Genomic DNA, 24662 nt, shown 5'->3' on the forward strand with positions numbered 1-24662 from the left:
CGATGCAAACCGTTCTCACCAATGCCAAGCTCATCCTCGAGAACGAGGTCGTCACCGGCACCATCGCCTTCGACGGGACCGGCATCACGGCAGTCGATCAGGGCAAATCCTCGCTGCCGGGCGCCATCGACGTCGGCGGCGACTACGTCGCGCCCGGCCTCGTCGAGATGCACACCGACAACATGGAAAAGCACTTCATGCCGCGCCCGAAGGTCTTCTGGCCGAACGGGCTCGCGGCAGCGCTCGTCCATGACGCGCAGATGGCCGCGGCCGGCGTCACTACCGTCTACGACGCCGTCTGCGCCGGCACGCCCTTCTCGGCCAAGGACTATCGCAAGGACATCTTCGCCGACGTGATGAAGTCGCTGGCCTACGGCAAGAGCGAGAACGTCTTCCGCATCGACCACCGCATCCATATGCGCTGCGAGCTGACGAGCCCGCAGCTGCTGGAAGACATCGCCCCCTATCAGGACGACGAGCTGGTCCAGCTGGTATCGCTGATGGACCACACGCCCGGCCAGCGCCAGTGGCGCAACCTCGAACATCTCAAGACCTATGCGGTCGGCAACGGCAAGACGGTCCAGGAGTTCGAGGAGGACGTGGTCGTGCGCCAGCGCGAAGGCGCCGCCAATGTCGCGAAGAACTGGGCCGCCGTCGTCGACGTCTTCCGGTCGCGCGGCATCCCGCTCGCCACCCATGACGACACGATTCCCGAGCATGTCGAGGAAGGCGTCGCCTCGGGCGCCGTGATCTCCGAGTTCCCGACCACGATCGAAGCGGCCGCAGCCGCCAAGAAGCACGGCCTCGCCACCGTCGCGGGTGCGCCCAACGTCGTGCGCGGCGGCTCGCATTCCGGCGGCGTCTCGGTCTCGGAACTCGCCGAGAAGGGCCTGCTCGACGGCCTCTCCTCGGACTATGTTCCGGCGAGCTTGCTGCAGGCCGTCGTCAGGCTCAATGCCGAGCACGGCATCGCGCTGCCGGAGGCGATGGGCATGGTGACCTGGAAGGTCGCCGACATCCTCGGCCTCGGGGATCGCGGCCACCTCGAGACCGGGCTGCGCGCCGATCTCGTCCGCTTCAAGGTGCTCGGCGCCACGCCGGTCATCGGTACGGTCTGGTCGAAGGGCGAGCGCGCATTTTGAGCAAGCCGCGCTACGCCGTCTATTACGCGCCCGCTGCCGAAAGCCCCCTCTGGCGCTTCGGCAGCACGACGCTCGGCTATGACGCGCTCACCGGCGAGGAGCTGACCTTTGCCGTTCCGCCCGGCTGCGATCCGGTGCGGTGGCCGGCCTTCACCGAGGAGCCGCGCCGCTACGGCTTTCACGCCACGCTGAAGGCGCCCTTCGAACTCGCCGACGGCCGCAGCGAGGAGCAGCTGCGCGCCTTCGCCCGCAACTATGCGGCCGGCCGCGAGGGCGTGACGCTGGCGGGCCTGAGCGTCACGGCGCTCGGCTCCTTCGTCGCACTGACGCCGTCCGAGCCGAGCGAGGAGCTGCAGCGCTTCGCCTTCACGCTGGTGCAGGCCTTCGAGCCTTTCCGCGCGCCGCTTGAGGAAGCGGACCGGGCGCGACGCCTGAAGAGCCCGCTCACCCCTGCGCAGCACGCCTATCTCGAAGCCTATGGCTATCCTTATGTGGGCGACGCCTTCCGCTTCCACATGACGCTGACGGGCTCCCTGCCAGGCGAGCACGCGGCACCCGTCAAGCAGGCGCTGGAAGCCGCCTATGCGCAGACCCTTCCGGCCGGACCGGTCAAGCTCGACCGTTTCGCCCTGTTCAAGCAGGACGGCCGCGCCGGCCGCTTCCGCCTGATCGATTCCTACCCGTTCGGCTGAGGCGCTCGTCTCGCCATGTCGCTCTGCCATGCCGTTTCCCCGTCATTGCGAGGAGCGGCAGCGACGAAGCAATCCAGGAGGGCCGGGCTGGACATGTCACCCTGTCCTCCTGGATTGCTTCGCTGCGCTCGCAAGGACGCCCCGGTTCGGGCGCTAAGCCGGCAGACGGCCCAGCCCGCGCAAAACGGCGAGCAGCTCTTCGGCCGCCTCGACGACGCTGCGATCGTTCATGATCGTGACGATCTCGGCACGTTCCGCCGTCAGCGGCGCCTCGCGCTTCAGCCGCGCCGCGATATCGGCCTCGCTCTCGCGCCCGCGCGCAGCGAGCCGCTGTGCCAGCACCGGCACCGGGGCGGTGATGTTGAGCACCACCACGCGCTCCGCCAGCCGCTCGGCCGCCGCGATGACCGCGCGGGATATGTTGACGATCACCACAGCGCCCTCGGCGATGCCTGCAAGCTCCGCCGCCGGGATGCCGTAGCTCAGACCATGCGCCCGCCAGCTCAGCGCGAGCTTGCCGCTGGCCTCGGCCTCCCGAAAGGCCGCCTCGTCACAGGAATCGTGATCCTCGGCGCCGGCCATGGCCTGACGCGTGATCAGCCGGCGGGCGAAGCGGAAGCGCGGGTCGCAGGCGAGCCCGGCCCGGCCCGCATCCATCAAGGTGTCCTTCCCCGCCCCGGAAGGCCCGACCACGAGGACGAGCGCGCCCGCTGCTGAAACGGGCGCCGCAAGATCAGGAGAGTGCAAGGACATGGCTGCGAAGAAGCTGGGACTCGAGGCGGTGATCGACCCGACCGCGCAGGTGAGGCAGGCGACGCTCGGGCGCTACACCGAGATCGGCGCGCGCACCGTCTTCGTCGAGTCGACGATGGGTGACTACTCCTATGTCGTGAACGACGCGAATGTCATTTACACGACGATCGGAAAATTCTGCTCGATCGCGGCGATGACGCGGATCAATCCGGGCAACCATCCGATGCAGCGGGCGAGCCAGTCGCATTTCACCTATCGCGCCTCAGCCTATTTCGAGGACGCGCAGGACGACGCCGCTTTCTTCGACTGGCGCCGGGCGCATGCGGTGACGATCGGCCACGACGTCTGGATCGGCCATGGCGCGATCGTACTGGCCGGCCGTAACATCGGTACCGGCGCCGTGGTCGCGGGCGGCGCCGTCGTCACCAAGGACGTCGCTCCCTACACCATCGTCGCCGGCAATCCGGCCCGGCCGGTCCGGCAGCGCTTTTCCGAAGATGTCGCCGAGCGGCTGCAAGCGCTGGCCTGGTGGGACTGGGACCATGCCCAGCTGCGCGGCGCGCTGGACGATTTCCGCCATCTGCCGGTGGAGGCGTTCCTCGACACCTACGAAGCCCTGAAGCAAGGCGCCTGAGACATCCGGCCGCAACCGGATTGACCGAGATCAGCGGGCTCCCTCATCGGCTGTTAACCTCGATCGGCGAGACAGCCGGAAGGTTCGGATCGTCACGGGCCACAGTTGGGAATTTCGGCTTCATGTCCGCATCGGATCACCTCGCCAGGCGGCTGGCGTTCATCGGCCTCGACAGCGCAGCGCAGGGCCATATCCGGGACGCGCGCGAGGCGTTGGGGGCAGCGATTCCGGGGGCGCTCGACGCCTTCTATTCCAAGCTCCGCGAGTTTCCCGAGACCCGGAGCTTCTTCAGCAGCGAAGAGCATATCGAGGCCGCCAAGCAGCGCCAGGTTCAGCATTGGGGCGGGATCGCCACCGGAAGCTTCGACGAGAACTACGTCAACGCCGTCACCCGCGTCGGCAAGGTCCATGCCCGGATCGGCCTCGAACCACGCTGGTACATCGGTGGCTACGCGCTGATCCTCGAGAAGATGCTCGCCAGCATCCTGGAAGCGCGCTGGCCGAAGAACGCGCTCGGCCGGCGCATGTCAGGCGCCGAGGAGCGCGCTGCTGAGGTCGGCGCCATCGTCAAGGCGGCGCTGCTCGACATGGACTATGCCATCACCGTCTATCTCGAGGCTTCGGAAGAAGCTCGCCTCAAGGCCGAAGCCGAGGCGCACGCCATCGAGCAGGCCAAGACGGCCGAGCGCGACCTGGCGATCGCCTGCGTCAGCAAGAGCATGGCCGCGCTCGCCGAGGGCGACCTGACCCATCGCATGAGCACCGAGATCCCGGCCGAATATGGCCAGATCCGCGAGCACTTCAATGCGGCGATGGCGCGTCTCCAGGAGATGGCCGCGACGATCAAGGCGACCTCGGTCGCGATCGCGGCCTCCTCGCAGGAAATCAACAGCGGCGCGCAGGACCTGTCGATGCGCACCGAGCAGCAGGCTTCCGCGCTCGAGGAAAGCGCCGCGACGACCGAGCAACTCGCGGCTTCGGTCAAGACCTCCTCGCAGGCCTCGCGCGAATCCGTCGCGCTCGCCGACGAGGCCGCCAATGTCGCCCGCACCGGCGGCGACATCGTCAAGGACGCGGTCGACGCGATGGCCCGGATCGAGGGCGCCTCGAAGCGGATCTCCGAGATCACCGACGTCATCGACGGCATCGCTTTCCAGACCAATCTGCTCGCGCTGAACGCCGCGGTCGAGGCGGCGCGCGCCGGCGAGGCCGGCCGTGGCTTCGCCGTCGTCGCTGCCGAGGTGCGGTCGCTGGCCCAGCGCTCCGCCGACGCTGCCAAGGACATCACCAGCCTGATCGCCTCCTCCGACGCGGAGGTGGCCGAAGGGGTCAAGCTGGTGCGGCAGGCCGGCCAGACACTCGACCGGATCGTTTCCGCCTCCGCAAAGGTGTCGAGCACGGTCGAGGAAATCGCCTCCGCCGCCGGCGAACAGGCCAACGGCATCGACGAGATGAGCCAGACCGTCAGCCATATGGACGAGATCACGCAGCAGAACGCGGCGCTGGCTGAGCAGAGCGCCGCCTCCGCGCGCACCCTGCTCGACCAGATCGACCAGCTCAATCGGCTCGTCGCCGCCTTCCGGACGGAGCCGCGGCCTCAAACAGGGCGGCGCAGCGCGGCCTGAGCGCCGCGCCTCGGCGCAAGCTCCGCTTATTGATTGTGCGCGAATTCTCTTCGTTCGGCTGATCCCAGCCGAACGGAAAGCGCGCTAGCCCACGAGGCGCCAGACCGAGCTGCGCTTGATCTCGGCGTCCTCCAGCGCGCGCGTCACCGGCACTTCGTAGGTTGCGACCGTCTCCAGACGTCCCTTCGGCAGATAGCTGCGGCCGGGATCACCGATCAGCACCGTCGCGCCGCGGGCGGACAGGGCCGAGAGCCAGGCGATGACGCGCTCGGCCATGTCGCGCTCGTAGCAGACGTCGCCGGCACAGACGACCTCCCAGCCCTCGTCGCGGCCGACGAGGTCGTCGGCCCGCGCCGTCACGGGGACGCCGTTGGCCACTGCATTGATGCCGATCGCAGCGACCGCGAAGGCATCGATATCGCAGGCTTCGACCCGCGCCGCCCCCGACTTTGCGGCAGCGATCGCAACCAGTCCGGAGCCGGAGGCGAAATCGAGGACGCGCCGTCCCGCCACGATCTGCGGGTGATCGAGCAGGTAGCGTGCCAGCGCCTGTCCCCCGGCCCAGGCAAAAGCCCAGAACGGTGGCGGCAGGCCGATGACGGCAAGCTCCTCCTCGGTCTTCTGCCAAAGCTCGGTCGCTTCCTGCGCGACATGCAGGGCGATCTCAGCGGCATGCGGCACCGGCAGCAGCCGCGTATGCGCGCGGATGAAGCCCTCCCGATCGAGCTTCGACCCTGCCTCGCTCATGCGACCTTCTCCGTCGCAGGCGCGGCGAGAAGCCCCTGGTAGAGCGCTTTCACGGCATTCATCACGTCGCGCTCGGTATGGCCGTCGAGCAGGCGGGCACGGGCATTCGCCCCCATCCGCTCCGCGAGGCCCGGCGCCCGGGCGAAGACGGTCAACGCCTTGGCCAGCGCCGCGGCGTCGTCGGCCGGCACGACCATGCCATCCTGTCCCTCGCGGACGAAGCTGCGGCAGCCCGGCACATCGGTCGTCAGGATCGGCCGGCCGCATGATGCGGCTTCCAGAATGGTGCGCGGCAAGCCTTCGCCGCCGCGCGAGGGCAGGATGCAGAGATGATGCGCCTTCCAGACCGCCTCGACATCCCGCGTCGGGCCGGCCCAGTTGATGCCGGGCCGCGCGGCCCATTCCTTCAATGTCGCCTCGGGGATCGCCTTCGGATTCGACGGATCAGGCGCCCCATGGATGGTGAGCTCGACCTTCGTCCCCTCGGCACGGGCGAGCCTCACCGCCTCGACCGCGAGATCGACGCCCTTGGACCAGAGCATGCGCGCCACCAGCGCGACCTTGAGCGGCGGCGCAGGCGGCATCGGCGACGGCATCAGAATCAGCGGATCGACTCCGGCCCCGCCGACGATCGCGACCTTGCCGGCATCGTGCGGATCGAGCCCGAGCGTAACCGGATCGTCCGGGTTCTCGAAGAGGAAGCGCACCTGCCGGCCGTCGATCGCGCCGCGCAGCCAGGCGATCGCGGCGAAGCGCGCCGCAGCGGCCAAGGCCCCTTGCTTTGCGCCGAGGAAGCCGAGGCCGGTCAAGGCATAGACACGTCGGTCGATGCCGGCGAGCTTGCCGGCCAGACCGGCGAGCGCGATCGGCTTCAGCGCGATGCAATGCAGGACGTCGGGCTTTTCCGCCGCGATCAGCCGCCTCAGCGCAGCGATCTGCTTGACCAGCGCACGCGGATCGAGGCTGCGCCGCTCCGCCTCCAACGCGATCAGCCGCGCCCCGGTCGCTTCGATCACGCGCCGATGGCTGCGTTCGCGGGCGATGACGGCAACGTCGAGGCCAAGCTCGCGCGCCGCCCGCGCCATCGGCAGGAAATGCGAGGCGAAGAACCAGTCCTCGGTGGCGACGAAGAGGAGTTTGGGGCGCGGCATCGCGCCATCAGGCCGATGCGGCGGCGCAGGTCAAGAGCGCCGATGGCTCAGAGTCCTTTCGGACACTTCCGGTCCCCCATCCTGAGGAGCAAGTGAAGCTTGCATCTCGAAGGATGGTCCAGAGGGCACGGGAGCCTCCTGAAGCATCCTTCGAGACGCCGCTGTCGCGGCTCCTCAGGATGAGGGCTGGAGACGAGAGCACGGGATCGGAAGGACGCGGATCAGGGCCGCGCCGTCGCGACCGGCAGGACGCGCGCCAGCGCCGCCGCGGGATCGATCCGCCCGGCGCCGAAGACCGGGTCGCGCCCCTTGGAGCCGAGGTCGGTCGCGCTCTCGCCGAGGATGCGGCGGGCGCTGTCGGGGTCGAGTTCCGGCTGCTTCTCCAGCAGCAGCGCGATGAGCCCGGAGACATGGGCGGCCGCGATCGAGGTGCCCGAGGTGAAGGCGTATCGGCCCGCGGGCTCCGCCGTCAGCACGTCCACGCCGGGCGCCGCAACGGCAACGTAACTGCCGCGGTTGGCATCGATGAAGATCTTGTCGTCGGCATCGGTCGCGGTCACGGCGATGACGCTCGGGTCGGCGCCGGGATAGAGCGGTGCCGAGCGGATGCCGCCGTTGCCGGCGGCCGCCACCGCGATGACACCGCGCTCCTTCGCCCCGGCGAGCGCCTTGGACAGCAGGCGGTCCTGCGGCCCGGCGAAGCTGAGATTGACCACCTTCGCCCGCTGCTGAACCACCCACTCCAGCGCCGTCAGGATCTGGAAGGACTTGCCGTTCGCCGAGCTCGCCTGCGGGCCGCCGAAGGCGCGGGCGACGATCAGCCGGGCGCCCGGCGCGACGCCCTGCAACTCGCCATGCGCGACGATCGCCGTCGCCATGGAGGTGCCGTGCGCGTGCGGAGTCGCCAGCCCATCGACGGCATCGAGATAGGCGAGGACCGAGCCGCTGATCTCGGGGTGCTCCATGTCCACGCCGGAATCGATCATGCCGACGCGGATGCCGCGCCCGAGCGCGAGCTTGCGGGCTTCGCCGAGGCGCAGCTTGTCGACGACGTATTGCGGCGGCAGCACGCGCCGGACCGCGGCAGTGCCGCGCGCCGCCGTCGCGGGATCCCCGAGCCGCAGGCCCGGAACCGGCGGTCCGCTGGCATCGGAAGACGCCGTCGTCGGCGCGGTCGAAGCGTTCGTGGCGCCGGGCCCGGCCGAGGCACCCTGCTGCAGCTCATACAGGAAGTTGGGCTGGGCGCCGGCGATGCTGCTGTCGTCGCCCATCTGGGTCAGCACGGCCCGGAGGTCGCGGCCGGCTTCGAGCTTGGCGCGGATGATGGTGACGTTGGCCAACTCGAAGCGCTGGCGGGCGATCAGGGTCGCGCCGTAGCGACGCAGCACGACGTCGGCCTCGGCGTTGGGAGCTAGCTCGAACAGCACCTCGTCCGGGACGAAACGAGTCTCCTCCGGCGCCGGGACGATGGCGCGCTGCTGGCGCATCCACGACCCCGGAGGTACGCGCATGGAACGGTTGGCGCCATTGGCGGCGGGCTGCTGGGGGGCGGTGGCGGGAGCCTGGGCGAGAGCGGTGGCGGGAGCCAACGCGACCACCCATGCGAGCAATGCGGCACCCGCCAGGCACCGCGTCAGCACCGTCCTGCTCGTGAAACCGGATCGCAGCATGGCCTGGCCCTCCTGCCGCAGAACATCATGCCATGGCGCCCGCGAGAGGCGCCAGAGCATCACGGCGCGGGCGCGACGAAGCTGACGATCGCGCTCTCGCTCTTCATCCGCGTCGCGATCGCATCGACCTGGGCAGCCGACAGCGAGGCATCTCCCACGCGCACCTTGAAGAAGCCGTTGGCGCGCGGGCCGTCGACGACCGAGGCATCGAAGCGCTTGAAGAAGGCGGCGATCTCGCCGGCCTTCGCCTCCGGAGCGAAGCTCAGCAGGACATAGCGCTCGGAAGCCCGCGAGCCCGGCGCCGAAGCCGTCTGGTAGCCGGCGCCCCCATCGTGCAGCGCAAGCCCGGTGATGGCGACGCCCTGCAGCGCAATCAGCGCGATGGCGGCCGCGCTGGCATAGGCGAGCCGGCGCGGCGGCTGCGCCGCCAGCAGGCCACCGAGCCAGCCCAGAAAGCCGCGGCCCATGCTGTCGGTCGCCCGCGTCAGCAGCGGCGCCTGATGGGGGGCCGTGTCGATCTCCGCCATCAGCTTTTCGAGGGCACGGTGCGACGGGGCGCCGAGGCTCTCGTTGAGCAGAACCGTCTCGGCCATGTCGTCGCGGATGATGTCGAGCCGGGCGGCCAGCTCGGCGTCGCCGGCGAGCGCGGCTTCGACGCGGCGCTTGTCGGCGTCCGAGATGCGGCCATTGGCAAAGAAGGGCAGCAGCTCCTCGAGCTCGCGGCGCTTCGGATCGCTTGCGATGCTGTCGGTCATCACGCCACTCCTCCGGCGGCTCGGCCGCACTTCATAAACGTCAACGCCTCAGGGCCAGCCACGGTCGATGCCGGCAGCCTTGAGCATCTCGCCCAGCTTCTTGCGGGCGTGGAAAAGCCGTGTCTTGACGGTGTTCTCGGGAATGCCGACGATCCGCGCGACCTCCTCGAGGGAGGTCTCGTGGTAATAGACGAGATCGACGACCTCGCGGTGCTCGGCAGAAAGGCGTTCGAGGCAGGCACGGATCGCAAGGCCCTTGTCCTGCTTCTGGAGCACGATCTCGGGGCCGTCGGATTCGTCCTCGATGCTGCCCGCGTAATCCTCGTCGAGCTCGGCATCGCGGCGCTTCCGCAGGAGCGACCACGCCTTGTTCCGGGCGATGGCGAGCAGCCAGGTCGAGACCGAGGCGCGTGCCTCGAAGCGATCCGCCTGTCGCCAGAGATCCATGAACACGTCACTGATCACATCCTCGGCAAGCGTCTCGTCGCGGACGAGCCGCAGCACGAAACGGTAGACCCGCACCTGATGCCGTGAAAACAGCACCTTCATCGCGAGCCGATCGCCCGAGGCGATCCGTTTGACGAGATCCTCGTCCGATTCCGTATGCATTGCCCCTCGAAGGCCAGGCATCCCGGCTCGCACCCATTCGTCGCGGCGAGCGGGGAAAAGGTTCAACCCGGGCGCACATTAATCTGCGCGAACGGATTTGCCGATAGGTCATCAGGGGAAAGGACGCGCTTTTTTGCCCGTAAACCAGCCAATACAGGGCTGTCGAACCGCCGTCGCGGTTAAGCGGATATGAAAAGGGGCGCCCGCGGCGCCCCAGATCGCATTGATGACATGCGCGAATTCTTGGCGCCCGACTGACATCAGCCAAGCGCCAAGTGCACGACGGCACCGGACCGAAAAGAGGAATCCACTCTTCGGAAAATCCGATGCGATGACAGAGCCACAGATCACCGTTATCGCGTCCGGCAGGACGCGCGGCGACCTAGCGGCGTTTGCCGGCCGTGCGCATCTGCATGTACTGGACCGCTTCCAGCAGCACCTTGCGCGGACGCTCGGCATCACGCTTGGCCTGCTCCGCCTTGCGGGCGGCTTCGCGGGCGATCTCTTCCTGGCGCTTCTCTTCTTCGATCCGCGCGCGCTCGAGCGCCTCGAGGCGCTCCTTCTCGGCCCGGATCTTCGCCTTCTCGGCTTCGCGCTCGGCGCGAGCCTGAGCGATGGCTTCCCGCTCCTCGCGTCGCTGCACCATGACCGGGTCATCGACCTTGGGCCGTGCCTTGAAACGCTCAAGCAGCGCCTGCTTGGCTTTGGCGGAATTGGCCTGACGGTCGGTGAAGCTGCGGTCGTTCGGGTTCTTCAAGGGTGATCTTCTCTCGGGTTGTTACGGGTTGTTTCTCGGCCCGCGCGGGCGCCTTAAGCCAGATCGAGCCAATTTGGTATCGAAATCAACGCGCGGCACCCCCGCTTCCAGCGCGGAGCGGGCGGCTTTTCGGGCGTGGCGCCGCGATCAGCCCTTCGTGGCGCGCCTGCTTGAGGGCCGCCTTGCGGGCCCGGCGCACGGCAGTGGCCTTCTCGCGGATGCGGCGCTCCGAGGGCTTCTCATAGGCCGTATGCCGTTTCACTTCGCGCATGATGCCTTCACGCTGAAGTTTCCGCTTCAGCGCGCGCAAGGCCTGATCGATGTTGTTGTCGCGAACGAGAACCTGCATCGAAGCTCCTCTCTGCGGTTGATCGATCGCCGCGCGCCGATCCGGGCGCGAAGTGGCGATCAATCGCATTGGTGAAGCATAGGATTCGTCCGAAAAGTGGAATCCACTTCTCGGTCCGATGCTCCGGTCCATTCCTGTGGCGGGCCGCGGGAATGGACTATCCTGTCGTGAGTCAGTAACCGCGCATGTCTCCGAAGGCTCGCGAGGCGAGGGGTCGGAGCGGAACGGCGCGGCCGGCAGACACTCGATATGGGCCTGACGGGGCCGTTTTTCAACGGGATCGACCGCTACAGCATCGAACCGAGAAGTGGATTCCACTTTTCGGAAAAATCCGATGCAGTACGAAATGGATAGATCACCGCTATCGCAACCGATAGGGCGCGCGGCGATCCAATGCACGCGGAGCACGCCGGCCCCGATGGTCCCACCGCTTTACAATCGCCCGGTTTTCCCCAACAGGCAGGAGGCTCGCTGCAACAGATCGTGTGTCCCGTGAAGACGCCTTCGCTTTCCGATTTCCGCCGCATCGTCGTGAAGGTCGGCTCCAGCCTGCTGGTCGACCGGGCTCGCGGCCGGCTGCGCCATGCCTGGCTCGCCGCCCTCGCAGAAGACCTCGCCGAACTGCACCAACGCGGCGCTGACGTCCTCGTCGTCTCCTCCGGCGCGATCGCGCTCGGGCGCACCGTGCTCAACCTGCCCTCGGGCCCGCTGCGGCTGGAGGAAAGCCAGGCCGCCGCCGCCGTCGGGCAGATCGCGCTCGCCCGCAACTGGGCCGAGGCGCTGGCCGCCCATGGGCTCACCGCCGGACAGATCCTGCTGACGCTGGCCGATACCGAGCAGCGACGCCGCTATCTCAACGCGCGCGCGACGCTCGGGCGCCTGCTCGACCTGCGCGCCATCCCCGTCATCAACGAGAACGACACCGTCGCCACCACCGAAATCCGCTATGGCGACAATGACCGGCTCGCCGCGCGCGTCGCGACCATGGCCGGCGCCGACCTGCTGGTGCTGTTCTCCGACATCGACGGACTTTATACGGCGCCACCCGCCAAGGATCCGTCCGCCCAGCACATCCCCGTCGTCGAGAAGATCACGCCCGAAATCGACGCCATGGCCGGCGGGGCGGCTTCCGAACTCTCGCGCGGCGGCATGCGCACGAAGATCGAGGCCGGCAAGATCGCCGCCGCCGGCGGCACACACATGCTGATCGCCGATGGGCGAGCCAAGAATCCGCTGGCGAGCGTGGCTGCCGGCGGGCGCTGCACCTGGTTCCTCTCCGGCTCGACACCCGCCACCGCGCGCAAGACCTGGATCGCCGGCACGCTGGAGCCGCGCGGCACGCTGCATGTCGATGCCGGTGCGGCCCGCGCGCTACGCGGCGGCGCGAGTCTGCTGCCGGTCGGCGTCAGCCGCATCGAAGGCGAGTTCGCGCGCGGCGATGCCGTGCTGATCCGCGACCCCGACGGGCAGCTGCTCGGGCGCGGTCTCGTCGCCTATGATGCGAGCGAAGCCGCGCTCGTTCTCGGCAGGGCCTCGCGCGACATCGAAAGCGTGCTCGGCTACCCCGGCCGCGCCGAGATGATCCACCGGGACGACATGGCGCTCGGGCTAGGCTAAGCTTTCTTCCGGGCCGGCTTTTGCCGGCGGGTTTTTGGGCTGGGTGAGATGACGGGCGACAGCGCATTGCGCATCATCGCGACAAACGAGAACGGCGATGTCCGGCTCGTGATGCAGGAGGTCGGCCGGCGTGCCCGCGCCGCCGCACGCAAGGTCGCGCTCAGCCCAACCGAGCAGCGCAACGCCGCTTTGATCGCCATGGCCGATGCGCTGCGTGCCCGCAGCGCCCGCATTCTCGCCGCCAATGCGCAGGATCTCGCCGACGGCAAGGCGGCAGGTCTCAGCGCCTCCTTCATGGACCGCCTCGCCCTCGACGAGAAGCGCATCGCCGCCATCGCCGACGCCGTCGCCGAGGTTGCCGACCTGCCCGACCCGCTCGGCCGCGTGCTGGCGGAATGGACCCGGCCGAACGGCCTGCGCTTCGAACGCGTCGCCACGCCGCTCGGCGTCATCGCCGTGATCTTCGAGAGCCGCCCCAACGTCACGGCCGATGCCGGCGCGCTCTGCCTGAAGAGCGGCAATGCCGCGATCCTGCGCGCGGGCTCCGACTCCTTCCGCTCCTCGACCGAGATCGCCGCGGCGATGCGCGAGGGGCTGGAGGCCGCCGGCCTGCCGGGCGATGCGATCCAGCTCGTGCCGACGCGTGACCGCGCCGCCGTGGGCGAAATCCTCGCGGGCCTCAGCGGCAATGTCGACGTCGTCGTTCCGCGCGGCGGGAAAAGCCTCGTCGCCCGCGTCCAGAGCGAGGCGCGCGTGCCCGTCTTCGCCCATCTCGACGGCAACTGCCATGTCTATGTCGATGCCAAGGCCGATCTCGCCATGGCGCGCGAGATCCTGCTCAACGCCAAGCTGCGCCGTACCGGCGTCTGCGGCGCAGCCGAGACGCTGCTCGTCGACGAGGCCTGCGCCGCGACCCATCTCGCCCCGCTCGTCGTCGCCCTGCTCGATGCCGGCTGCGCCGTGCGCGGCGATGCGGCAGTACGGGCCGTCGATGCGCGCGTGACGCCCGCCAGCGAGGAAGACTGGTCGACGGAATATCTCGACACGATCATCGCGGCGAAGGTCGTGCCGGGGCTCGACGCCGCAATCGACCATATCGAGCGCTACGGCTCGCATCACACCGATGCGATCGTCACGGCCGACGCGGCCGCCGCCGCCCGCTTCCTGGCTGAGGTCGATTCCGCGATCGTCGTCCACAACGCCTCGACCCAGTTCGCCGATGGCGGCGAGTTCGGCTTCGGCGCCGAGATCGGCATCGCCACCGGCCGGATGCATGCGCGCGGCCCCGTCGGGGTCGAGCAGCTCTGCTCGTTCAAGTACCGCGTCCATGGCGCGGGCCAGACGCGCCCCTGAGCCGTGCAGCACGGATGACGAGCGAGCATCTGCGCCTGCCGCCCCATGCGCCGGGCCTGTGTATCGGCCTGTTCGGCGGCAGCTTCAACCCCGCCCATGACGGCCACAGGCTGGCGAGCTTGACGGCGCTGCGCCGCCTGCAGCTCGACCGCATCTGGTGGCTGGTCACCCCCGGCAACCCACTGAAGGACAATGCGAAACTGCCGCCGCTCGGCGAGCGCCTGCGGCAGGCGCGCGATATCGCCGCCCATGCCCGCATCAACGTCACCGGCATCGAGGCGACGCTGCGCACCCGCTACACCGCCGATACGCTGCGCGCGCTGAAGCGGCGCTGCCCGGGCGTCAATTTCGTCTGGATCATGGGCTCCGACAATCTCGCCGGCTTCCACCGCTGGGCCGAGTGGCGGACGATCGCCCGAATGATGCCGATTGCGGTGATCGACCGGCCGGGCTCGACCCACAGCGCCATGGCCTCGCCCGCCGCCAACTGGCTGTCGCGCTGGCGCATCCCGGAGAATCAGGCCGCGAGTCTGCCGCGCACCCGGCCTCCGGCCTGGGTTTTCCTGCACGGCAAGCGCTCGACGTTATCCTCCACCATGCTGCGCCGTCAGGCCGGCCGCGATTGAATTCCGGGGCCGTCCGGCTTATTTTGGCTGCATCGCGCCGAGAGCGCATCTGAATTGAGAGGATACGTCACTGAACCGTCAAACCCTTGGTGAGGCCGAGCCGAAGCCGCTTCCCCAGGCCGCTATCGCGGACAATCCCTCCGCCGATAGCATCGCCCTTGCGCGACATGTCCTCGAAGACATGAAAGCCGAGGACATCACGGTGATCGACCTCGTTGGCAAGACGTCGCTGGCCGACGCGATGATCATCGCGTCCGGCAACGTCAACCGCCACGTCGCCGCCATCAGCGAGGCCCTGGTCGAGGCACTCAAGAGTGCCGGAAAGCCATCGCCGCAGGTCGAGGGCATGCCAGCTTGCGACTGGGTGCTGATCGATACCGGCGATATCATCGTCCATGTCTTCCGGCCCGAAGTGCGCCAGTTCTACAATCTCGAGAAGATGTGGGGCACGGACCGGCCGAACGAACGCCTCGCGAACTGACGACGCCAAGAGATGCGGCTCGCGGTCATCGCCGTCGGCCGGCTCAAGGATGGGCCGGAACGCGAGCTCTGCGAGCGCTATCGTGAACGCGGGGTCGCGCTCGGCCGCGGCATCGGGCTGAGCGGGCCCGACATCGTCGAGATCGCCGAAAGCCGGGGCCGCCGCCCCGAGGAGCGCAAGCGCGAAGAAGCGCAGGCGATCCTCGCCAAGGCGCAGCCCGGCCTGCTGATCGCGCTCGACGAGCGCGGTCGCCAGCTCGGCAGCGAAGCCTTCGCCGGCCGCATCGCCGCCGCCCGCGACGCCGGAACCGGCCATGCCAGCCTCGTCATCGGCGGCGCCGACGGCTTGAGCGAGGATATTCGCGACAAGGCCGACATCACACTCGCCTTCGGCGCGCTGACGATCCCGCACCAGATCGTGCGGGCGCTGGTGCTGGAACAACTCTATCGGGCGATGACGATCATCGCCGGGCACCCCTATCATCGCGCATGAACTTCGCCGCGCTGCTGATTCGCTCCGGGCTGCGCCGTCTGGCCCCTGCCGCCCTGCTTGCGGCGGTCTCGCTCGGCGGGGCTGCTCTTGCGCAGCCCAAGCCGGCCGATCCCGAGGCTCTGGCCCGGGAGGCGATGCAGAAGCTCGTCGAGAAACAGGAGCGTGAAGCCGAACTCAAGGCAATCGAGCAGCGCCTCGCCGGAAACGCAGAAGCCCGCGCCAGCCTTGAAAAAGAAATCGCCGCGATCCGCGCCGACCGTGCCGCGCTCAACAAGGCCCTGCTCGACGCCACCGCGAAGACACAGGCCGGCGAGGAGCGGCTGGGCGCGTTGGAAAAGCGGCTCGCGCTGCTGCAATCCAGCGAGACGGCCATCCGCCGCTCGCTCGAGGGCCGGCGCGGCCTGATCGCGGAGGTGCTGGCCGCCTTGCAGCGCATCGGCCGGGCCCCGCCTCCTGCGGTGCTCGTACGGCCGGAGGACATCCTCGAAGCCGTGCGCGCCTCGATGCTGCTCGGCGCCGTCGTGCCCGATCTGCGCCAGGAGATCGAAATTCTCGCCACGGATCTCGGCGAGCTGGTGCGGCTGCGCGACAACATCGCCACCGAGAAGCTCAAGATCGGCACGGAGATGGAGCAGTTCGTCGGCGAGCGCCAGCGCCTGGCGTCGCTGATCGAGGCCCGGCGGGACCGCGAAGCCAGCGCCGCCAAGGATGTCGAAGCCCAGCGCGCACTCGGCAACGAGCTCGCCGGCCAGGCCCGCTCGATGCGCGACTTCGTCGAGAAGATCGAGAAGGAGATTTCCGTCACCAACAGGGCAGCGGAGGCGGCGCGCCAGGCAATCGAGCAGGAAACGCGCGAGCAGCGCGAGCGCATGACGGCGCTCGCCTTCAAGGACCCGGCGCGCCTGGCCCCCAAGATCGCCTTTTCCGACGCCAAAGGCCTGCTCTCGCTGCCTGTCGCAGGATCACGATTGCGTGGTTTTGGCGACCCTGACGGCGCCGGCGGCACAATCCGCGGAATTTCACTGGAAACCCGGCCAGGCGCCCTAGTTTCGGCGCCTTCTGACGCTTGGGTGGTGTATGCGGGACCGTTCCGTTCGTTCGGGCAACTCTTGATCCTGAACGCAGGGGGTGGATACTACATTTTGCTTGCGGGCATGCAGCGGATCGATGTCGCGCTCAATCAGTTCGTCCTGGCGGGGGAGCCGGTTGCGGCGATGGGCGAAACATCGGAAGCTGCCGCGACGACAGTAGGGGTGGGAACCGGGCAGCCGGTCCTCTATATCGAATTCAGGAAAGACGGTGTCTCGGTCGACCCGACGCCGTGGTGGACGAAATGGCAAGGCGAAAAGGTTCGCGGATGATGCGCAAGGTTTCCCTCGTTCTCGCCGGCGCCATCATGGGCGCGGGCCTGACCGGACTCGCCACTCAGACCAGGCTGCTCAGCTCGACCAGCGCGGTGGCCGCTTCGGCCGAGGTCTATCGCAGCCTGAACCTCTTCGGTGACATCTTCGAGAAGATCCGCACCGATTATGTCGACAAACCCGACGAGCAGAAGCTGATCGAGGCCGCCATCAACGGCATGGTCTCCTCGCTCGACCCGCATTCCTCCTATCTCGACGCCAAGGCGTTCCGCGATATGGACACAGACATGCGCGGCCAGTTCGGCGGGCTCGGCATCGAGGTGACGATGGAGGACGGCGTCCTCAAGGTGGCCAAGCCGATTCGGGACACGCCCGCATCCAAGGCCGGCATCCTCGCCAACGACATCATCCGCCAGATCGACGGCACCGAGGTGAAGGGCCTTTCCCTCACCCAGGCGGTCGAGAAGATGCGCGGGCTGATCAACACCCAGGTCACGCTCAAGATCGAGCGCCCGGGCAAGACCGACCCGCTGGAGTTCACCCTGACCCGCTCGACCATCGTCGTGCCGGCGGTCGAGGAGCGCGTCGAGGGCGATATCGGCTATATCCGCATCGGCACCTTCTCCGAGCAGACCTATGACGGCCTGCGCAAGGCCATCGACAAGCTCTCGACCGAGATCGGCCAGGACAAGCTCAAGGGCTATGTCATCGACCTGCGCAACAATCGCGGCGGGCGCCTCGACCAGTCCGTGCTCGTCTCCGACGCCTTCCTCGAGCGCGGCAAGATCGTCTCGACCCGCGGCCGCAACGCCGAGGAGACCCAGGTCTTCAACGCCAAGTCGGGCGATCTGACCAAGGGCAAGCCGCTCGTCGTGCTGATCAACGGCTCCTCCGCCTCGGCGGCGGAGATCGTCGCCGGCGCGCTGCAGGACCACAAGCGCGCGGTCGTGATGGGCACGCGCTCCTTCGGCAAGGGCTCGGTGCAGACCGTGATCCCGCTCGGCTCGAATGGCGGCCTGCGCCTGACCACGGCGCGCTACTACACGCCGTCGGGCAACTCGATCCAGGCCAAGGGCATCACGCCGGACATCGAGGTCCAGCAGGACATCCCGCAGGAGATCAAGGACAAGCTCGTCGACAACAAGGGCGAGGCCGCGCTCAAGGGCCACCTCAAGGCCGGCGAGGGCGAGGAGCAGTCCGGCTCCGCTTCCTACGTCCCGAACGATCCGGCGAAGGACACCCAGCTGATCGCGGCCTTCAACCAGCTCCGCGGCATCAAGAAGGATTCCGCCCAGCTGGTCGAAAAGCCCTCCGAGAAGCCTGCCGCCGAGCCCGCCCCGGCGCCGGCCACCCCGGAAGCCCCGAAGCAGCCGAACTGAGCCCGCAGGAGAGCCTTCGGGCTCGACGCCGGGCTGCTTAGGCGACAAGACTAGCGCGCGGGCCACTGATTCGGGCCCGCGACGCAACCTTGAGGACGGCTGACCTTGGCCGGAACGCCGCTGACGGAGCTCAATCGGCCGCTCGGCCAGGATAGAGCCATGCCCTCCGGCAAGCCGTGGGGCCGTTGGCTTGCGATTGCTGCCGCCGGCTGCGTCGGCAGCGTGATATTCGGTCTCGTGCTCGTCGCCGCGCTACGCCGCGATCCCGATGGCGGAGAGCCGGTCGCCTATGCGGCGATCGAAAAACGCGCCGCTCCCGTTTCCTCCCTCCCGCCCAGCGCCGATGCGGCCCTATCCGCCGCGCGCGGCCCCGCAAGCGCCGCCCAGCTCGAGAACAGCGCCGGCGTGACCGTCGTGCGCGCGGGCGAGGATGCGCCGGGCGCGATCGTCATCACCGTCCCGGACGAAGCGGGTGCGATCAAGCTCGCGCCGGCCCCCGACAATCGGCTGGTGGAGCGCAGCCGCTACGGCCTGCTGCCGAAGCTCGGCCCGGACGGCGCGACCCCGGCCAAGATCTATGCTCGCCCGCTCGGACCGGAGCCCTCGGTCAAACCGGCCGGGCGCATCGCCCTGCTCGTCGGCGGCCTCGGCATCAGCCAGACCGGCACGGCCGATGCCATCGCCAAACTGCCGGGGCCGGTCTCGCTGGCCTTCGCCCCCTATGGCACCGAGCTCGAACGCACCGTCCAGCGCGCCCGCGGCGAGGGGCATGAGGTGTTCCTTCAGCTGCCGATGGAGCCCTTCGACTATCCCGACAACGATCCCGGCCCGCATACGCTGCTGACCGGCCCGAAGGCCTCGGACAATCTCGACAAGCTGCACTGGTCGCTCGGCCGCTTCACGGGCTATGTCGGCATCGTCAACTTTCTCGGCGGCCGCCTGACCTCGGACGAGAACGCGCTGTCGCCGCTCCTGCGCGAGCTTGCCGGGCGTGGCCTCATGGTCGTCGATGACGGCTCCTCGCCGCGCAGCCTTCTCGCCAGCTCCGCCACGCGTGCCCAGATCCCGGCCATCAAGATCGATCGGGTCATCGACGGCGTCACTCGCCCCGATGCCATCGACAAGGAACTCGCGGCGCTGGAGGCGCTGGCGCGCGATCAGGGCGTCGTCGTCGCCGCTGCCAGCGCCCTGCCGGTCTCGATCGAGCGGATCAATCGCTGGGCCCAGTCGCTGGAAGCCAAGAAGATCGCGCTCGTTCCCGTGAGCGCCGCCCGCGGTTTCCGCAATCCCAAGACCACCGGATCAGTTTCCGCCGGACCGCTGCGATGACCGAGAAAGCTCCCGAAGGCTACCGCCCCTGCGTCGGTCTTGCCCTGTTCAATGCCGAAGGGCTCGTCTTCATCGGCCGGCGCGCCAACAAGACTCAGCGCGAGCATGTTGCGCCGGGCCATGCATGGCAGATGCCGCAGGGTGGTATCGACAAGGGCGAGACGCCGCTGGAGGCGGCCCGTCGCGAGCTGGCCGAGGAAACCAATGTCACCTCGGTCGAGTTGCTAGCCGAAGCCCCGGGCTGGCTGAGCTACGACCTGCCTGACGATATCGGCAAGGAAGCCTGGAAAGGCCGCTGGCGCGGGCAGGCGCAGAAATGGTTCGCCTTCCGCTTCGTCGGCTCCGAGGCGGAGATCAACATCCTGACGCCGGCGGGAGGGCACAAGGCCGAGTTCGACGCCTGGCGCTGGGCGCGGCTCGACGAGACGCCGGAGCTGATCATTCCCTTCAAACAGGGCGTCTACCGGCAGGTCGCCAGGCATTTCGCGCCCTTCGCGGGCGGCTGAGCCAGCCGGCACCGCGTCAGCCCATCATGTAGACGACGCGCACGATCCAGTAGAGCTGATAGGCGATGTGCACGGACGCCAGCGCGATATGGACGCTGCGCCGCGCCGAAAAAAAGGCCACGAGGCAGAGCAGAAGCCCGATCGGTACCTGCACGAGATAATCGCCGCTGAGCTGGCTCCAGCGCTCGGTGCCCTTGATCAGCGTATCGACGATATCGAGCAGGAAGGCCGACGCCAGCAGGCCGAAGAACCAGCGCCGGCGCTTGATGAAGAAGTCCTCGTAGCCCGCATATTCGGAGATGTTGTCCGGGAAGAGCAGCGCCGCGAGCAGATAGAGCACGACGGCATAGGCGATCAGGAAGAGATAGATCCCGAAGCTCCAGGAGGGGATGCGCGAGAGGCCCAACTCCCACCACCAGAACAGCACCAGCTCCAGCAGGATCGAGCCGACCCAGAGCATATGGAGCAGCGACAGGCGATAGCGGTCGGGATGCTGGATGAAGCTGGCGATGCCCGTCAGCATCCGGGTGATGCCGAGACCGATGACCATGCCCATGACGATGCGAACATGGGGGAAGAGCTCATGCGGCGAAATCGTCTCCATGAGATCTGCTTAGGACACCGCGCCGGAAAGGGGAATCCATCGCCCTAAACGCGGTTTTCAAGAGGTTTCGGAGCAGAGGCGCTTCGACGTTCGGGCCCGACGCCGAAATGGCGTCCCGGAAGGACGCCGAACTATTGTCCATAGCGGCGGATTCCGGACCGCATACTCCCAAAATTACTCAATGAAAACAGCATGACTTGCTAGATCAGTCCATATCAATCCAGTACGATCCCTCATTCGTGTTAGGGTAATTGTTAGGGTAAAATCGGAGGAGGCATGGGGCAGAAGCTTCACAAACTGACGGTGGTTCAAGCCAAAGCATTGAAAAAGCCCGGCCTTCATAGCGATGGTGGAGGGCTTTATCTCGTCATCGATCCAAGTGGTGCTCGTAGGTGGCTTTTCGTTTTTCGATGGCAGGGCAAGCGAAAGGAGATGGGTCTAGGCGGCTACAATGGGACGACGCTTGCAGAAGCCCGACAGAAAGCGGAAGCGGCGCGAAAATTGGTCGCCGCTGGCACCAACCCGATTGTTGCGCGGAAGGCTGTCGCCGCTCAAAAAGCTCCGAGGACATTTGGAGAATTTGCCGACGACCTGCTTGCATCAATCCTCCCGGGCTTCAAAAACGTCCGCCATCAAAGCCAGTGGAAGAGGGCACTGAACCACTATGCCTTGCCGATACGAGGGAAGGCTCTACAGGATGTCGAGACTGCGGACATCCTTCGGATACTCCAGCCCCTCTGGCACAATAAACAGGAGACCGCCTCGCGTGTACGGGGCCGCATCGAGCGAGTTCTAGATGCTGCCAAGGCGAAGGGTGAGATCGCATCGCCATGGGAGAACCCGGCCCGCTGGCGCGGGCACCTTCAAGAGTTGCTGTCTCAGCGGAAGAAGCTTGCTCGCGGCCATCACGCTGCGATGCCATATGCCGATGTGCCTGCATTTGTCGCTCGATTGCGTTTACGTAACGCTACCGCTGCCGCCGCCCTAGAATTCGCCATTCTAAATGCTAGCCGCGCCAACGAGGTTCTCGGAGCGAGATGGGATGAGTTCGATGCTGCGACAGACATCTGGACCATCCCGCGTGAGAGGATGAAAAACGCAAAGCCTTTTCGGGTGCCATTGAGCAAGAGCGCTCTGCAGGTCATCGATAGGCAGCGTCTGGTCAGGGTGAGCGACTTTGTTTTCCCGGGTCAGAAGGCGGAAAGGCCTTTGTCCGGAATGGCCATGGAGATGCTGATGAGACGCATGGATGTTTCTCAGTTCACCCAACATGGCTTTCGTTCCTCTTTTCGCGACTGGTGCGGTGAGCAAACGGATTTTGCTCGTGAACTCGCGGAAGCAGCGCTGTCACATAATGTCGGAGACGAGGCGGAACGGTCCTACCGCCGCTCGGATGCGCTGGAGAAGCGGCGTAAGATGATGGAGGCATGGGCGAAGTTTATCACGAAATCGAAGATGCGCTCCAATGAGCCGAGAGCCAATTAAATGCCAGACTCCGATCAGAAATCTGACTGTTTTTAAAAACAACATGAAGAATTATACTTCAGATTATCGCCGGAATGCACAGATCAATTACAATCAAAGATTACGAATTATTGTTTGATTTTGTAACAATGACATACACTTTATGTATACATCCAAAATCGTGAGCAATCCGTCGTCAAAAGTTATGTAAGTAATTGAAAATGCGGGCAAAATAGACATTGACGCACGAGAAAAAACTGATACAACAACTACTAAGGATTGGTTATCTAAGCATCTTCAAATTTTCCGGAAATGACTCCGATTAACCCAAATCCGAAAGGAAACATCTTCACAGGACATTATAATCAATGACGAAAGAACGTAAAAATCATTTTCCGCTAGCATATGACATCAATGGCCTTTCTAGCGCCTGTGGGCGAGGTCGATCTACCATCTTTGAAGAGATCGCTGCTGGACGCCTCATAGCTCGAAAAGCCGGAGGTAAGACCATCGTCTTGTACGATGACGCTGTGGCATGGCTGGAAGCGCTACCCATTCGCGAGCCGTCCCGTTTGGCCTCTCGCCTCAACGCCACCGCCTGACAGCCTCGATCTTCAACCGTCTCACAAGACGAGGCCGAGGATGGCACCCATTTGATCTCATCAGTACCGCGCGCCGACCATCGAGATGGCCGCCATCTTATCGCGGCCTTCCACGGAATTGTTCCTGAGGAAAGCGCAGCAGCGCCGACGCAACCGCTTACCCTCCCAAAATTATTCTCTCGACAGCGAGAATTCCCCGAAAGTTTTCGATAAATAAACGTATATGAATATAGAGCATTAGAGATACCCAAAGGCGCTCTGCGCACCCCATCCAAGTATCTGATATAGAATTATGCCAACAGACGCTCGCGTTCTCGGAGCGGCCTGCGGGGAACCTTGTCTAAAGCCTAGACGAGGTGAAAGATCATGGGTATTTTTAATATTTTACCTAACACTTCTCAAAATACAGATGAACACCTCAAATAAACACCTTGTCGCAAAGCGACTTCAAATCGGAACGATTTGAATGATATAAGGAAACAGACATCCATGGGATTAGACAAGAAATCATTTGAAATAAGCACCAAAAGAAAACATTCTGACTATGAAAAATCGCTAATAACTCAATACGATAAGGAATTAGCGGATGGTCATATTCTTGATAAAACGCGCAAGCGAGGGCCTACGCTCGCCCAGAAGATCGCATTTGCAAAGACTGAAAAAGAGCTAAATGCGCTCCTGATGCTTCAAAGCAGATTGAACGACAAGGAATCAAGGATTGCATATAGATCAATGTCGGCGAATGAAATAATAGATAACAATCCAAATTATTTTATAACCCTTTCGATGGATGCATGCTTTAATAAAAAATGGCATCTCTACGATAGAAATCATAAAACGAAAAAACTCTATCGATCAGTTCTCATCTTTCTGAAAAAACTTTATCCACTTTTTGAGCCCTCTCTAAGAGATAAGCCGTTTGAGGAGTGGCCCTTCTTCATCGCGGTGATGGAACATTTCGACGACGAGGGAAATTTGGTTGCCCCTCATATACACCTCCTTCTCAAGCTCGATGTCGACATCAAAACATTGAGGGCTGCTGTCGAGGACCTGTGGGGCAAGGCGGTGCCTGAGGCAGGCAAGAACGGGATCGACATCCAGTATCTTAACACCCACGGCCTTCCGGATAGGGCGCGCTACCTGTTCAAGCACGCCTACCAGGACCACGAATTCAAACTGGACAATGGTGCGGTGCCCGAACTCGTCTGCAAGCGATACGGGTGGGGCAAGGAGTCCGTCTCGCACGATATGTGGATGATACGTCGAGAGAATTTCCGGGCCGCACTGAGAGGAAAGTCACATACCCAATAAATGCCGATCAGCGAATTGCCTCGATAAATAACTCTAGACCGGTGTTAGCCGGCAGGAGTGGGAGGCGTCATGCAGGATGATCATCAACGAGTGAGAGTCGAAATTCTATGTGATCAGGGTTTGGTAGATCGCCTAAACCTGATCACGGTTGAAACCGGCGCCTCGCGTAATTTCCTGATCAGGAAAGCCATCCGACTCTATCTTGATCACAGAGATCGAGCACCTGCGAACGCAATGCCAGTCCCACCACATAGGTAACCGATGCCATAGGCTCCGTGATGGCTCTGGGGAAGGCGTAGGGCTTGCCAATCCGAGGTAGATCGCGCGTCGCGGCTGTGAATAGGCGACTTAGAAGTCCTTTTTGGGCGTCGCTATTGGGCCAGAAGCCTCTTTTGCGGCCGCCATCAGGCCTCCAGAGAAGATAGCACACGTTTTTCGCATGGCTTGGCGGGTTTCCCAATTGAGGCCGGTGGACTGGGCAATGTCCCGATCCCAACTGTCTAATTTAGCCTGAGAAGCGGAGGCGTTGGCCTGCTGCCGGTTTGTGAACAGTCGGTTAGGCTAATCCGACCTTCTTTTCGAACTCGGCCGGGCTGATGTAGCCGATGGTCGAGTGCCTGCGAACGGCGTTGTAGAACCGCTCGATGTAATCG

The 24662-nt window shown here is 65.5% G+C and carries 25 protein-coding genes; 16 read left to right on the forward strand and 9 right to left on the reverse strand.

What is annotated here, in order from left to right:
• Window positions 1–2 precede the first annotated feature (2 nt).
• Window positions 3–1142 carry an alpha-D-ribose 1-methylphosphonate 5-triphosphate diphosphatase gene (locus AC1DNE_RS22060; RefSeq protein ID WP_441472311.1) on the forward strand — a complete coding sequence of 380 codons (1140 nt, stop codon included), beginning with the start codon at window positions 3–5 and terminating at the stop codon, window positions 1140–1142.
• Window positions 1139–1834 carry a DUF1045 domain-containing protein gene (locus tag AC1DNE_RS22065; RefSeq protein ID WP_441472310.1) on the forward strand — a complete coding sequence of 232 codons (696 nt, stop codon included), beginning with the start codon at window positions 1139–1141 and terminating at the stop codon, window positions 1832–1834. The genes AC1DNE_RS22060 and AC1DNE_RS22065 overlap by 4 nt, the downstream gene beginning before the upstream one ends.
• A gap of 153 nt (window positions 1835–1987) precedes the next feature.
• Here the strand turns inward: AC1DNE_RS22065 and phnN are convergent, their stop codons facing one another.
• Window positions 1988–2587, reverse strand: a complete 600-nt coding sequence (gene phnN / locus AC1DNE_RS22070) for a phosphonate metabolism protein/1,5-bisphosphokinase (PRPP-forming) PhnN (RefSeq protein WP_441472309.1) — start codon at window positions 2585–2587, stop codon at window positions 1988–1990.
• Between phnN and AC1DNE_RS22075 the strand changes: the two genes are divergently transcribed.
• Window positions 2586–3221 carry an LbetaH domain-containing protein gene (locus AC1DNE_RS22075; protein ID WP_441472308.1) on the forward strand — a complete coding sequence of 212 codons (636 nt, stop codon included), beginning with the start codon at window positions 2586–2588 and terminating at the stop codon, window positions 3219–3221. The two genes, phnN and AC1DNE_RS22075, sit on opposite strands and share 2 nt — an antisense overlap.
• Before the next feature lie 122 nt (window positions 3222–3343).
• Complete coding sequence (locus tag AC1DNE_RS22080; protein WP_441472307.1) at window positions 3344–4846, forward strand: methyl-accepting chemotaxis protein; 1503 nt, start codon at window positions 3344–3346, stop codon at window positions 4844–4846.
• An 84-nt stretch (window positions 4847–4930) separates the two neighbouring features.
• On the opposite strand, the gene AC1DNE_RS22085 is transcribed toward AC1DNE_RS22080, so the two are convergent.
• The 7 genes from AC1DNE_RS22085 to rpsU all read right to left on the reverse strand — a co-directional run bounded on the left by AC1DNE_RS22085 (window position 4931) and on the right by rpsU (window position 10884).
• Window positions 4931–5593, reverse strand: a complete 663-nt coding sequence (locus AC1DNE_RS22085) for a class I SAM-dependent methyltransferase (protein ID WP_441472306.1) — start codon at window positions 5591–5593, stop codon at window positions 4931–4933.
• Window positions 5590–6744 (reverse strand): glycosyltransferase, encoded by a 1155-nt coding sequence (locus AC1DNE_RS22090; RefSeq protein ID WP_441472305.1) that lies wholly within the window; start codon window positions 6742–6744, stop codon window positions 5590–5592. Before AC1DNE_RS22090 ends, AC1DNE_RS22085 begins: the two co-directional genes overlap by 4 nt.
• A 221-nt stretch (window positions 6745–6965) precedes the next feature.
• Entirely contained in the window at window positions 6966–8414 is a 1449-nt protein-coding gene (locus AC1DNE_RS22095; protein ID WP_476766965.1) for a S8 family serine peptidase, read from the reverse strand.
• 59 nt (window positions 8415–8473) lie between these two features.
• Window positions 8474–9169 (reverse strand): anti-sigma factor, encoded by a 696-nt coding sequence (locus AC1DNE_RS22100; protein WP_441472303.1) that lies wholly within the window; start codon window positions 9167–9169, stop codon window positions 8474–8476.
• Window positions 9170–9217: 48 nt separating this feature from the next.
• Window positions 9218–9778 (reverse strand): sigma-70 family RNA polymerase sigma factor, encoded by a 561-nt coding sequence (locus tag AC1DNE_RS22105; protein ID WP_441472302.1) that lies wholly within the window; start codon window positions 9776–9778, stop codon window positions 9218–9220.
• A gap of 382 nt (window positions 9779–10160) precedes the next feature.
• On the reverse strand, window positions 10161–10535 hold the full coding sequence (locus tag AC1DNE_RS22110) for a DUF6481 family protein (RefSeq protein ID WP_441472301.1): 375 nt from the start codon (window positions 10533–10535) through the stop codon (window positions 10161–10163).
• 85 nt (window positions 10536–10620) lie between these two features.
• Window positions 10621–10884: a 30S ribosomal protein S21 gene (rpsU, locus tag AC1DNE_RS22115; protein WP_476766967.1), complete on the reverse strand. Its 264-nt coding sequence runs from the start codon at window positions 10882–10884 to the stop codon at window positions 10621–10623.
• A 492-nt stretch (window positions 10885–11376) separates the two neighbouring features.
• Between rpsU and proB the strand changes: the two genes are divergently transcribed.
• From proB to AC1DNE_RS22160, 9 genes are all read left to right on the forward strand, one after another.
• On the forward strand, window positions 11377–12501 hold the full coding sequence (gene proB / locus AC1DNE_RS22120) for a glutamate 5-kinase (RefSeq protein ID WP_476766968.1): 1125 nt from the start codon (window positions 11377–11379) through the stop codon (window positions 12499–12501).
• Between the two features lie 111 nt (window positions 12502–12612).
• Window positions 12613–13854, forward strand: coding sequence for a glutamate-5-semialdehyde dehydrogenase (locus AC1DNE_RS22125; protein ID WP_476766974.1), 1242 nt, complete (start codon window positions 12613–12615; stop codon window positions 13852–13854).
• A 14-nt stretch (window positions 13855–13868) separates the two neighbouring features.
• Entirely contained in the window at window positions 13869–14480 is a 612-nt protein-coding gene (locus AC1DNE_RS22130) for a nicotinate-nucleotide adenylyltransferase (protein WP_441472297.1), read from the forward strand.
• Window positions 14481–14550: 70 nt separating this feature from the next.
• Entirely contained in the window at window positions 14551–14961 is a 411-nt protein-coding gene (gene rsfS / locus AC1DNE_RS22135; protein ID WP_441472412.1) for a ribosome silencing factor, read from the forward strand.
• Between the two features lie 12 nt (window positions 14962–14973).
• Complete coding sequence (rlmH, locus tag AC1DNE_RS22140) at window positions 14974–15453, forward strand: 23S rRNA (pseudouridine(1915)-N(3))-methyltransferase RlmH (protein WP_476766969.1); 480 nt, start codon at window positions 14974–14976, stop codon at window positions 15451–15453.
• The gene (locus AC1DNE_RS22145; RefSeq protein ID WP_441472295.1) at window positions 15450–16814 is read left to right on the forward strand and encodes a murein hydrolase activator EnvC family protein; all 1365 of its coding nucleotides are present in this window, start codon (window positions 15450–15452) and stop codon (window positions 16812–16814) included. The genes rlmH and AC1DNE_RS22145 overlap by 4 nt, the downstream gene beginning before the upstream one ends.
• Window positions 16814–18193, forward strand: coding sequence for a S41 family peptidase (locus AC1DNE_RS22150; RefSeq protein WP_441472294.1), 1380 nt, complete (start codon window positions 16814–16816; stop codon window positions 18191–18193). Before AC1DNE_RS22145 ends, AC1DNE_RS22150 begins: the two co-directional genes overlap by 1 nt.
• Window positions 18194–18352: 159 nt before the next feature.
• A complete protein-coding gene (locus AC1DNE_RS22155; protein WP_476766971.1) occupies window positions 18353–19522 on the forward strand; it encodes a divergent polysaccharide deacetylase family protein in 1170 nt (389 codons plus the stop codon).
• Window positions 19519–20028 carry an RNA pyrophosphohydrolase gene (locus AC1DNE_RS22160; protein WP_441472292.1) on the forward strand — a complete coding sequence of 170 codons (510 nt, stop codon included), beginning with the start codon at window positions 19519–19521 and terminating at the stop codon, window positions 20026–20028. Before AC1DNE_RS22155 ends, AC1DNE_RS22160 begins: the two co-directional genes overlap by 4 nt.
• 16 nt (window positions 20029–20044) lie before the next feature.
• Here AC1DNE_RS22160 and AC1DNE_RS22165 read toward each other — a convergent pair whose 3' ends face one another.
• Window positions 20045–20632 (reverse strand): hypothetical protein, encoded by a 588-nt coding sequence (locus AC1DNE_RS22165; RefSeq protein ID WP_441472291.1) that lies wholly within the window; start codon window positions 20630–20632, stop codon window positions 20045–20047.
• Window positions 20633–20908: 276 nt separating this feature from the next.
• Here AC1DNE_RS22165 and AC1DNE_RS22170 point away from each other — a divergent pair, with 276 nt between their 5' ends.
• From AC1DNE_RS22170 to AC1DNE_RS22180, 3 genes are all read left to right on the forward strand, one after another.
• On the forward strand, window positions 20909–22117 hold the full coding sequence (locus AC1DNE_RS22170) for a tyrosine-type recombinase/integrase (protein WP_476766972.1): 1209 nt from the start codon (window positions 20909–20911) through the stop codon (window positions 22115–22117).
• 1070 nt (window positions 22118–23187) lie between these two features.
• Window positions 23188–24009, forward strand: a complete 822-nt coding sequence (locus AC1DNE_RS22175) for a hypothetical protein (RefSeq protein ID WP_476841190.1) — start codon at window positions 23188–23190, stop codon at window positions 24007–24009.
• Window positions 24010–24078: 69 nt separating this feature from the next.
• Complete coding sequence (locus AC1DNE_RS22180) at window positions 24079–24267, forward strand: ribbon-helix-helix domain-containing protein (RefSeq protein WP_476767418.1); 189 nt, start codon at window positions 24079–24081, stop codon at window positions 24265–24267.
• Window positions 24268–24662: the final 395 nt, after the last annotated feature.

The organism is Allobosea sp. 05L423, from assembly GCF_056397745.1.